At 65.8% G+C, this 9,559-nt stretch carries 10 protein-coding genes (1 of these 10 cut by a window edge); 3 read left to right on the top strand and 7 right to left on the bottom strand.

Annotation, left to right across the window (positions count from 1 at the left end):
* Positions 1 to 279: the end of an alpha/beta hydrolase gene (locus E5Z01_RS14660; RefSeq protein WP_135230041.1), read on the top strand. It extends 318 nt beyond the left edge of the window; the window shows 279 of its 597 coding nt (coding positions 319-597); its start codon lies beyond the left edge, outside the window; it ends in the stop codon at positions 277 to 279.
* 526 nt (positions 280 to 805) lie between these two features.
* Here E5Z01_RS14660 and E5Z01_RS19610 read toward each other — a convergent pair.
* From E5Z01_RS19610 to cdaA, 6 genes are all read right to left on the bottom strand, one after another.
* Entirely contained in the window at positions 806 to 961 is a 156-nt protein-coding gene (locus tag E5Z01_RS19610) for a hypothetical protein (protein ID WP_167757950.1), read from the bottom strand.
* Positions 962 to 1,259: 298 nt separating this feature from the next.
* Positions 1,260 to 1,619: a ribosome silencing factor gene (gene rsfS, locus E5Z01_RS14655; RefSeq protein ID WP_119764591.1), complete on the bottom strand. Its 360-nt coding sequence runs from the start codon at positions 1,617 to 1,619 to the stop codon at positions 1,260 to 1,262.
* Between the two features lie 37 nt (positions 1,620 to 1,656).
* Positions 1,657 to 3,054 (bottom strand): LCP family protein, encoded by a 1,398-nt coding sequence (locus tag E5Z01_RS14650; protein WP_338069157.1) that lies wholly within the window; start codon positions 3,052 to 3,054, stop codon positions 1,657 to 1,659.
* 5 nt (positions 3,055 to 3,059) lie between these two features.
* Entirely contained in the window at positions 3,060 to 3,761 is a 702-nt protein-coding gene (gene yqeK, locus E5Z01_RS14645; RefSeq protein ID WP_167757949.1) for a bis(5'-nucleosyl)-tetraphosphatase (symmetrical) YqeK, read from the bottom strand.
* Between the two features lie 425 nt (positions 3,762 to 4,186).
* The gene (locus E5Z01_RS14640; RefSeq protein WP_135230040.1) at positions 4,187 to 5,149 is read right to left on the bottom strand and encodes a CdaR family protein; all 963 of its coding nucleotides are present in this window, start codon (positions 5,147 to 5,149) and stop codon (positions 4,187 to 4,189) included.
* A gap of 52 nt (positions 5,150 to 5,201) precedes the next feature.
* Positions 5,202 to 6,008, bottom strand: a complete 807-nt coding sequence (gene cdaA / locus E5Z01_RS14635) for a diadenylate cyclase CdaA (RefSeq protein WP_167757948.1) — start codon at positions 6,006 to 6,008, stop codon at positions 5,202 to 5,204.
* 137 nt (positions 6,009 to 6,145) lie between these two features.
* Here cdaA and E5Z01_RS14630 point away from each other — a divergent pair, with 137 nt between their 5' ends.
* On the top strand, positions 6,146 to 6,826 hold the full coding sequence (locus E5Z01_RS14630) for a metal-dependent hydrolase (protein WP_167757951.1): 681 nt from the start codon (positions 6,146 to 6,148) through the stop codon (positions 6,824 to 6,826).
* A gap of 60 nt (positions 6,827 to 6,886) precedes the next feature.
* Here the strand turns inward: E5Z01_RS14630 and ftsH are convergent, their stop codons facing one another.
* Positions 6,887 to 8,755 carry an ATP-dependent zinc metalloprotease FtsH gene (gene ftsH, locus E5Z01_RS14625; protein WP_135230038.1) on the bottom strand — a complete coding sequence of 623 codons (1,869 nt, stop codon included), beginning with the start codon at positions 8,753 to 8,755 and terminating at the stop codon, positions 6,887 to 6,889.
* 157 nt (positions 8,756 to 8,912) lie between these two features.
* Here ftsH and E5Z01_RS14620 point away from each other — a divergent pair, with 157 nt between their 5' ends.
* Positions 8,913 to 9,521: a TetR/AcrR family transcriptional regulator gene (locus tag E5Z01_RS14620; RefSeq protein ID WP_135230037.1), complete on the top strand. Its 609-nt coding sequence runs from the start codon at positions 8,913 to 8,915 to the stop codon at positions 9,519 to 9,521.
* Positions 9,522 to 9,559 lie beyond the last annotated feature (38 nt).

The following is a 9,559-nucleotide window of genomic DNA, read 5'->3' as shown; positions in this document are numbered from 1 at the left end:
CCGGCGCGGGGGATACTGGCGGTCACGCCCAGCATTCCTGCGCATCCGGACTGGTGGCCGCAGGGCTGGACGGGCGCACCCGTGCCGGTTCCGGTGGCTTTCGTGGTGGGTGAAACGGACGAGTTGACGCCCCCGCAGGAAACACGTCTGCTTGCAGAGCGGTTGTCCCGGCAGGGCGTGCCCACCCTGATGCTCAGTCACGTGGGTGGGCATGAGCATTCCGGGGAATGGCCCCAGTTGCGGACGCAGGCACTCGACTGGTTGCAGGCGCAAGGTTAAGGCGTCTCCAGCTCCTTTTCCTGTACCAGAGCGAGGGCCAGGCGCAGGAAGTACCGCTGTGTGTCGTGTTCGGCAGGCGTCTGATACGGCTTCCGGACGTGGAGTGAGCAAACCGATGACGTTCCGGTTTGTGAACGAAACAAACGGAACCCGTTCTTCTTCCTCTCGCTCCGCTCAGATCGAATCGTTTTGTCAACGGTTCGGTCGGATTTGCTATAAACCTCGGGTGCTAGGGGATACTGCATATCGGGATGTGTCCCACACGGCTTTTCTAGAGATGAAGTATCGGACAGATTCTTCTATTGACGTATTTAAAGCATATTGTTTGCCAAATAACTAATTGACGAAGTCGTGGTACGTTATATGAAATGCTGAGGCTCGTAGAAAAACCCTGTCCTGCACGGAGCTTTTTCGATCAGCGCCAAATGTGACGCGGCACGAATAGCTAGCACCCGAGGTTATATGTCTCGAAGTACCGCCCGAACAGGTCTTGCATCTCCCGGCCCAGGTGTGCGGCCTGCCCGGGTCAGATTGGCCCACCACGACACCAGCTCATCCGGCCAGGTAAACGGGGCAGGTTGGCCCGGCACGCGCCCGAAATCCACCCGGATCGGATGCGGCCCTGCTCGTCCAGCGTGAAGGTGTTGCCCCAGTCGTCCACGTCCGGCGCGTGCTGGCGCACCTCGCGGATCAGGCCCAGATACAGAAGCTGACGGATAAGCCGCCCGGCGGCGGCGCGGGGTCAGCCACGCTGTGCCAGGTTTTGCCGGGAGGCCTCATTGGTTCTGGACTTTACTGCGCCCATCCGAGAACGACACGCGGATTTGCTTCGCGTCATTCAGAACCGTATTTTCTCTCCCTCACCTCTGGCCCTGAAGAACAGCATGGATCACTGTTCTCTTTAGAGCCGTATCACGCTTCATTCTCTCAGGGCATGAGAAAACCGCCCGGTGATGGGCGGTGAAAAAAGGCGTTCCGTTTTACTCTTCGGGGAAGTCCAGGACTTTGGCGTCGCTCCACAGCCCTTCGAGGTCGTAGTACTCGCGGGCGTCCTTGGTCATGATATGCACCACGATGTTGCCGGCAAAAGCCAGCAGCAGCCAGCGTTCGCTGGGGCCTTCCACGCTGGGGCGCGGCAGGCCGGCCTCCTGGGCTTTTTCGCGGATGTTCTCCTGCACGGCGTTGAGTTGCAATCCGGCGGTGGCGGTGCAGATCACGAAGTGTTCCAGGGTGCTGCTCACGTCGGTCAGGTCAAGTACCACGACGTCTTCGGCGCGGCGTTCACGGGCGGCGTCCACGATGGCGCGGAGCTGGGTTTGGGTTTCAGGGTCTGGGGTCATTGAATCTCCGTTGGGGGGTAGTCGGTGGGGGGCTCGGTCAAGGGGTGGTGTACGCGGTCTTCAGTGCCGCGAGGCCCGGCAGGGCGTCCTTGCCGAGCAGGATACCAATTTCGCCGGATTCCACCGGGAAACGCTCGCCCTGCAACCTGGGGAGGCTCAGGGTATCGGCCAGTTCCTCGGCGTAGCGGACGTTGTCCTGCGTGAACACCTGCGAGGCGTCGTTGCTGGGGGCACTGGTCTGCACGCGCACGGTCTTGTAGCCCAGGGCTTTCAGCGCCTGGCCGAGCGGTGCCCCCAGCCCCTGACCGCTGGCGTCGTGAATGCTGATGGTCAGGCCCTGCGGGGCGGCGCTGCCAGCAGCTTCGGGGGTGGTCTGGCTCCACACCCGGGCCAGGCGTTCACGGTCGACCGCCAGGTTGAAACTGCCGGGAATAGTGCTGGTGGGCAACGTGGCGAAGCGCAGTTTTAAGCCGGTCAGTTTCGGCAGCAGGGCTGTCACGATGTTCGGGTCGACATTCGTCTCGACGCCGTGGCCCACCCCGCCCAGAATGGTGGGCAGCGCGGCGAGGCCCTGCGGGGTCTTGAGCTTGCCGACCAGTTGCGTCAGCGCCTGTTTCTGGTGGTCGATGCGTCCGTAATCGTCTCCGAAGCCCTTGCGTACGCGCAGGAACAGCACCGCCTGCTCGCCGCTGAGGTGGTGGTTGCCGGGTTGCAGCTTCAGATCCACGCCGGCGGCTTTGTCCACCCACTCGATGCCGGGTTCCGGCACGGTCACGTCCAGGCCGCCCAGCGCGTCGATCACGCGGGTCACGTAGTCCGCCCGCACGATCACGTACGAGTCCACGCGCTCGCCGGTGATTTCCTCCACGGCGCTCACCAGGCTCTGGGGGCCGCCGGTCCAGTAGCGGCTGTTGACTTTCTGATCGGCGGGGCTTTTCTCGCGGTCGAACTCGCCGACATTGGTGTCGCGCGGGATGTTCAGGACGCTGACCCCCGCCTCACTGACCCGCGCGACCATCAAGGTGTCGGTATTAGGGGTCTGAATCAGGCCGGTGCGTTGATCCTGATTCTTGCAGGGCTGGTGATAGTAGCAGTACACGATGTCGCGCCCGGCCAGCAGCACCGTGAACTGCGGCACGTCGCTCAGGGCCGGGGTGGTGCGTGCCCCGGCGGTGGCCAGCAGCGCACTGCCCAGCAGGGTCAGGCTGCCCAGGGTCAGGCCGAAAAACTGCATGGCCCGCAGCCAGGCATGCCGCCGCAGCCGGGCGCGGGGCAACCCTTTGCCGCTGGCCTGCTTGCCGCTAGTAGAGGTGCTGGCCGTGGGGAACCCTGGGGCGGCGGGGCCTGAAGTAGCGGGACTGGGTGGGTCGATATTGGGTTGGTCGAGGTTGAAGTCGAGCTTCAGTGTGGTGTGCTCAGGGGAATCTGGCGTCAAAAGAATCAGTGCTCGGTGCTGGAGGGCTGTGTGCTGGAAGTGTGGGGGCTGGCGGTATGGGGGCTGGGGGCCCCATTCTGGGAGGGCTGAAGCGGCGGAAAGGGAATGCTGGCGGCGGAGCTGGTCACGCCCGGTAGCGACTCGTAGCACTGCAGAGTGCGCGGGTGCACCTGAATGCCGCGCCCCTGCAGGTACGTGACCTTCGAGACGATGGCGCGGTTCAGAGCGGCGTTCAGGTCGTGCAGCGCCAGCTCGCGGATATCGTCGTTGACGCCGCGTCCGGGTTCGGAGACGTCGGCAATGTACACGCAGGCCGACACGGGCCGCTGCCCACGCGGGCCGGTGGTGTGGTCTTCCACCGCGTCCAGCACGGTCTGGTCGCCGTACCCCCAGCGGGCGAGCATAGTGCGGGCAGCGCGGCCATGCAGGGCCAACGGGTGGCGGGCATCGATCTCGCATTCGGGCGGCGCGAGGCGCAGCAGTTCGCTGTCGGGCAGGTCGCGGGCGATGTCGTGCAGGATGCCGGCAGCGTAAGCCTGCTCGATTTCCTGTTCACTCAGGCCGTTGGCCTGCGCGATCTGCTGGGCCAGCAGGGCCACGCGCTGCACGTGTGCGTAGCGTTTGGGTTTGACCAGCAGTTGCACGCGGGCTTCCCAGTGACCCAGGTCGGGCGTCACGGGCGTCAGGGGCAGAATGGTGGCCCTCATGGGCGCGGGGAACCTGCCTGCTTCGCCGGGGAGCTCAGCCGCAGGGTTTCGGTGGTGTGGTGCCGGTGCTCGAGAGCGCCTGAGTGAAGGGCCGTTCCGCACAACATTGCGAAAGTATACGCCGACTCCCCCCTGACAGAACTGTCCGGCATAACTCAATCTTGTGGAATCGGTTCCGGTTCTGGGGAGGCTCAGGGCAATATTATAATTGTATGGCTGATTATATACTCTGTTTTTCCTTGTATGACAGAGGAAATGGCTTAATTTCTTGCGCTGCGGCCTGCATTGCCGAGCTGACGGGCCAACGCGGTATGACACAGTAGCCGGCAAGCCTGGTGTTCTGTCAGGTGCGGTATTCAGCGCCGGCGTAAACATATTCATCCGTCACTCGCGGTGCCCTTTCACGGCGCTCCTCACTGCTTCCTTCACTGTGGCGCGCGCTGTACGGTCAGGCTCACGCTCACGTTTTCCAGCGCCTGCGCCCCGGCGGGCAGGTTCAGAGTCACGGGCGCGGTGTACGTGCCGGGGCGATAGGCCACGCGGCCGGCCACCTCCTGCAAGCGCCCCAGTAACTCCGGCGCCGCCACCACACGCACCCCACTGGGTTGTACGCTGGACGCCGTGACGATCAACCCCTCGGGCGGATCGTTCAGCACCACGCGCACCGCTTTCACGGGGAACGCGCCGCTGTCGATGCGCCGCAGCGTCACGGTGGTGGGCGTCACGTTCAGGTTCGCCACGGGTTGCCCGGCCGTGGTCAGTGCCAGCAGCGGCACCTCGCGTGCCTCGCCGGCCCCCAGCGACACCGGCGAAACCACCAGGCGCGACACGCTGGACATCACCTGACTTGGCCCGCTCACCGTGACCTGCGAAGGCGAGACCGTGTAACGCGGCAGGCTGTCCTCGGGCGGGGTGGCCACCGCCACGATCACCGGCATGGTGCGCGACAGTTGCGTGTCCACGAAGCCCTGCACGCGCTCCGGCGATTTGCGGGCCAGGGTGGTGCCGCTGGGTACGCTGACCGTCAGCGGGCGGTTGAACCCCCCCTCGGGTACCCCCGTGACATCCAACACTGCCTCAATGTTCGCCCCGCGCAACTCGCGCAGCCGCTCGGGCCGTCCGGAGAGGGTCACCCGCACGGTATCCGGCGTGAGGTTGCTGACCGCCCGGCTGGCGGCGCCACCTGTGCTGTCGCGCACCGTGATGGGAACGTCGTAGCCCTGCTCCACGTTTGCGCGGCGGTCGGCGGTGGTCACCGCCCACAGGCTCACGGCGACCAGCAGCGACAGCAGTTTCTGCCAGAAGTTGTGCCGCAAACGCCGCCACAGGTACGCGGGCCGCAGCCAGCGCCGCGCGTCGGTGCCCCATCCGGCCGGCGAGGTGCTCACGCGCGGCGCTCCCGGCACCCGCAGATGATGAGGAAGGTCGTGAGGAAGCGGGTCATGACTGCGGCTCCATCGCGCGGGCCTTTGAAGGTTCGGTTCCCGCTTCCGGCAGATCCGCGTAGTCGTACACCAGCACCCGCAGTTGCTCGCGCAACTCGCTGCCGTTCAGGTCAGGGCCCAGTCGGCCCCCCAGGGCAATGCGCATGCTGCCGCGTTCTTCACTGACGATCAAGATCACGGCGTCCGACACTTCCGACAGGCCGATGGCCGCGCGGTGCCGCGTGCCGTAGCGGCGGTAGGTGCCGTCACTCTGCTGCAATGGAAAGAGGCAGCCCGCCGCCACCACCCGGGATCCCTGCACGATCACCCCGCCGTCGTGCAGCGGGGCGTTGCGGGCAAACAGCGCCTCGATGAAAGGCGCACTGATGCGGGCATCCAGCCCCACGCCCGTTCCCGCGTACTCGCCCAGCGGCGTGCGGCGCTCGATGGCCAGTAATGCCCCGGTCTTGCGTTCGGCCAGCCTCTCCATGGCGCGGGCCAGTTCCTGCAAGGCCGCCCCGGCCTGTTCCTCGCGCCGGCGGTAGCGGCCCACCCGCTCGAACACCGCGCGCAACTCCGGCTGAAACAGCACCACCAGTGCAAATAACCCCACTGTTCCGGCGCGGCCCAGCAGGTCGCTGAGGGTCACCAGCCCCAGCACCTGCGCCGCCACCCACACCCCCGCGAACACCAGAATGCCGCGCACCACGTTGACCGCCCGCGTGCCCACCACCAGCTTGTAGGCCTGGTACAGCAGCGCCGTGACCAGCAGGATATCCAGCAGGTCACGCAGGTTTACCGCGCCGAGTGACAGGGCATTCACAGGCCAACTCCTTTCCTCCCCTACTATACGGGCGTGAATCAGTGGGCCATGAAGCGAACCTGACGGAATACCGGGGAAACGCACGGCATACTGAACCCAACCTCACCCCACCCCCAAAAGGAGAATCCCACATGCCAGTGACCATTCGATTCCTGGGCCAGAGTTGCTTTCTGCTGGACGACGGCCAGCACAAACTCCTGCTTGACCCCTTTATTCAGGGCAACCCCACATGCCCCGTCAGCCTCGAGGAAGCCCTGGACTGGAACGTCGACGCAGTGCTGGTCAGCCACGCGCACGGCGACCACTGGGGCAACGCGCTGGACTTCGGCAAAAAAGGTGTGCCGGTGATCGGCACCGCAGAAATCGGCGGCTATGCCGAGAAGCACGGCGCGAAAAATGCCGTTGGCATGAACATCGGCGGCACGTATAAGGGCGCGTGGGGCAGCGTCTACCTGACGCCCGCCTGGCACAGCAGCAGCTTCCCCGACGGCACCTACGGCGGGATGCCCACCGGAATGGTCATCGAGTTCGGCGGGCAGCGCCTGTACTTCGCCGGCGACACCAGCCTGTTCGGCGACATGAAACTGATCGGGGAGCGTGGCCTGGACGTGGCCTTCTTGCCCATCGGCGACCACTACACCATGGGGCCGGAGGAAGCCGCCCGCGCCCTGGAACTGCTGCGCCCGCGCGTCGCCATCCCCATGCACTACGCCACTTTCCCGCTGCTGACCGGCGATCCTGAAGTCTTCCGCGTGGGCGGGCAGTTGCGCGGCGTGGACGTGCGCGTCGTCGCGCCCGGCGAGCAGACACAGGTGTAACGCAGAGTAGGTGGTCGGGCGCGGACGGATTTTTTGCGTTCTCCTCCCGCCCCTCCGCCTTTACGCCGGGCCGGGTTTCAGGTCGGCCTGGCTGGGAGTGATGGGTTCAGCGGGGGTGCCGGGGCCAGGCAGCTCAGTCAGCACGCCGCCTGCCAGCACGGTCACCACGTCGTCGCCGGTCAGGCTTTCACGAGCGATGAGTTCATCAGTGAGGCGGTGCAGGATGTGCGCGTGCTCGGTCAGCAGCTTCAGGGCGCGTTCGTACTGGGTATTCAGGAGGCGGCCCAGTTCGAGGTCGATCTGCTCGGCGGTGTGGTCGCTGTATGGGGTGGGTTGTGGCCCGAATCCCAGGTAACTGCCGCTGTCCTGCGCCAGGGCGAGCTGGCCCACGCCCGACATGCCCCACTCGGTGATCATGCGCCGGGCGATGTTGGTGGCCTGCTGAAAGTCGTTCGCCGCGCCGGTGGTGACCTGCCCGGTGGCGACCTGCTCGGCCGCGTGCCCGCCCAGCGCCACGCAGATGCGGTCGAGCAGCGCCGTGCGGGTGTGGTGCAGGCGGTCTTCGGGGGTGTATAGCGCCGAGCCCAGGCTGCGCCCACGCGGCACGATGGTCAGTTTGTGCGCCTTATCCGCGCCGGGCAGCAGTTGCGCCACCAGGGCGTGACCGACCTCGTGGTAGGCGGTGACCTTGCGGTCGGCCTCCTTGACGACCAGACTCCGGCGCTCCGGCCCCATCAATACCCGGTCTCTGGCCTCATCCACATCCCGCCCGGTAATGCGATTGCGCCCCTCTCTGGCCGCCAGCAGCGCCGCTTCATTCAGCAGGTTCTCCAGATCCGCCCCCACCATCCCCGCTGTCCTCCGGGCCACCGTCTCCAGATTCACCGACACGTCCAGGGGTTTCTTGCGGGCATGAATACGCAGGATCTGTTCACGCCCCCGCACGTCGGGGGCGTCCACCACCACCTGACGGTCGAAGCGGCCTGGACGCAGCAGGGCGGCGTCCAGCACATCGGGGCGGTTGGTGGCGGCCAGGATGATGACCTCCTGCCCACTGGAGAAGCCGTCCATCTCGACCAGGAGCTGGTTGAGGGTCTGTTCGCGTTCGTCGTTGCCCCCTTGCAGGTTCATGCCGCGTTTTCTGCCCACGGCGTCGATCTCGTCGATGAAGACGATGCAGGGCGCGGACTTGCGGGCCTGCTCGAAAAGGTCGCGCACGCGGGCGGCGCCGACGCCCACGAACATCTCCACGAAATCACTGCCGGAGATGCTGAAGTAGGGCACTTTGGCTTCGCCGGCGACGGCCTTGGCCAGCAGGGTCTTGCCGCTGCCAGGGGGGCCGACCAGCAGCACACCGTGGGGAATGCGGGCGCCCAGCAGGTGGTACTTCTCGGGCTGGCGCAGGAAGTCCACGACTTCCTGCAAGTCCTGCTTGGCCTCGTCGCACCCCGCCACATCCGCGAAGGTCAACTTGATCTGTCCCTCGCTGATCACCGCCGCCTTCGACTTCCCAAACGTACTGGCGGCGTCGGTGCCCCCGGCGTTGTTGCGGCGCAGCAGCAGCGTGACCAGCACCCCGAGCAGCGCCAGCGTCAGCAGGCCACTGATGAGGCTCAGCACGTTCAGGCGCGAGGCGGGCGGGTAGGTGACGTCGACGCCCCTGGCCTGAAGGGCGGTGTACTCGATGGCCGGGTCGTGGGGCAGCGTGCGGGTTTGCAGGCGCGTACCGGGCTGGCCTTTGAGTTCGTACTGCACGATGGAGACGCCGTTTTGCGGGGTGATCCACACGCTCTGTACCTGCTGGCGTTGCAGGGCGGCGCTGAAGTCGCTCAGGCTGTGTTCCTGCGGACGCTGGCGCGGCAGCAGCAGCGCGACCAGCACCAGGCCCACCGCCGCCGTGACGACCAGCCACACCCACAGGCGTTTCATGCGGCTGTCCTCATGCGGGCCTTCCCGGTGTGCGGCATGCCCCAGTGTACGGCCTTCAGCCGAGGCAAAAGTGCCCCTGCGCAGGGTATCCGGTGCCTACTGCTGATCATGCAAGTAAGTACTTGCTTTCAATCAAGTTGGGGTCTAAGCTGCGGCTATGACCGACCAGCCCCCCTCCGTTTCCGAGGCCGGCAATGACCCGACCGCCGAGGCGATCCTGAGCGCCACGCTGGACACCATCGTCCAGCACGGCCTGAAAGGAGCTACCACCCGTGCCATCGCCACCGCCGCCGGCGTGAACGAGGTCACGCTGTTTCGCCGCTACGGCAACAAAACCGCCCTGATCCGCGCCGCTGTCCTCAGCCGCGCCCAGGCGCTGCGCCGAAGCGGCGTCCAGTACACCGGCAACCTGGAACACGACCTGACCCACCTGACCCGTGCCTACCAGCAGACCCTCCAGACCTTCGGCCCGGTGGTGCGCGTCATCGTCACGGAATTCCCGCGCCACCCCGAACTCGCGGAGGTGCTCGACGGCCCGCGCCAGCTGTTCGGTGAAATCGCGGCCCTGCTGACCCGCTACCAGCAGGAAGGCCAGTTGCACCCCGAACCCATCGCTACCCTGCTGCCCGCTTTCGTCGGCCCCGTCGTCTTGCCTTACCTCATCCCGGATCTTGGCCGGGTGCTGTTGCACGCCCAGTTGCCCGCCCTACAACCTGAAATGCACGTTCGGCGCTTTCTGCATGGCCGCCAGGCGGCCGGAAGCTGAGGGCCGAACGTCTCCCGATGCGCGCTTCTTTCTCGACC

This window comes from Deinococcus fonticola (assembly GCF_004634215.1).
GTDB lineage: Bacteria > Deinococcota > Deinococci > Deinococcales > Deinococcaceae > Deinococcus > Deinococcus fonticola.
Note: the sequence above shows the minus strand (reverse complement) of the source record. Positions and strands in the feature narration are given on the sequence as shown.

Coding starts and splice junctions, on each gene's coding strand:
- rsfS (WP_119764591.1), bottom strand. CDS start 1,619: ATGACCCCAGACCCTGAAACCCAAACCCAGCTCCGCGCCATCGTGGAC.
- yqeK (WP_167757949.1), bottom strand. CDS start 3,761: ATGAGGGCCACCATTCTGCCCCTGACGCCCGTGACGCCCGACCTGGGT.
- ftsH (WP_135230038.1), bottom strand. CDS start 8,755: ATGAAACGCCTGTGGGTGTGGCTGGTCGTCACGGCGGCGGTGGGCCTG.
- E5Z01_RS14620 (WP_135230037.1), top strand. CDS start 8,913: ATGACCGACCAGCCCCCCTCCGTTTCCGAGGCCGGCAATGACCCGACC.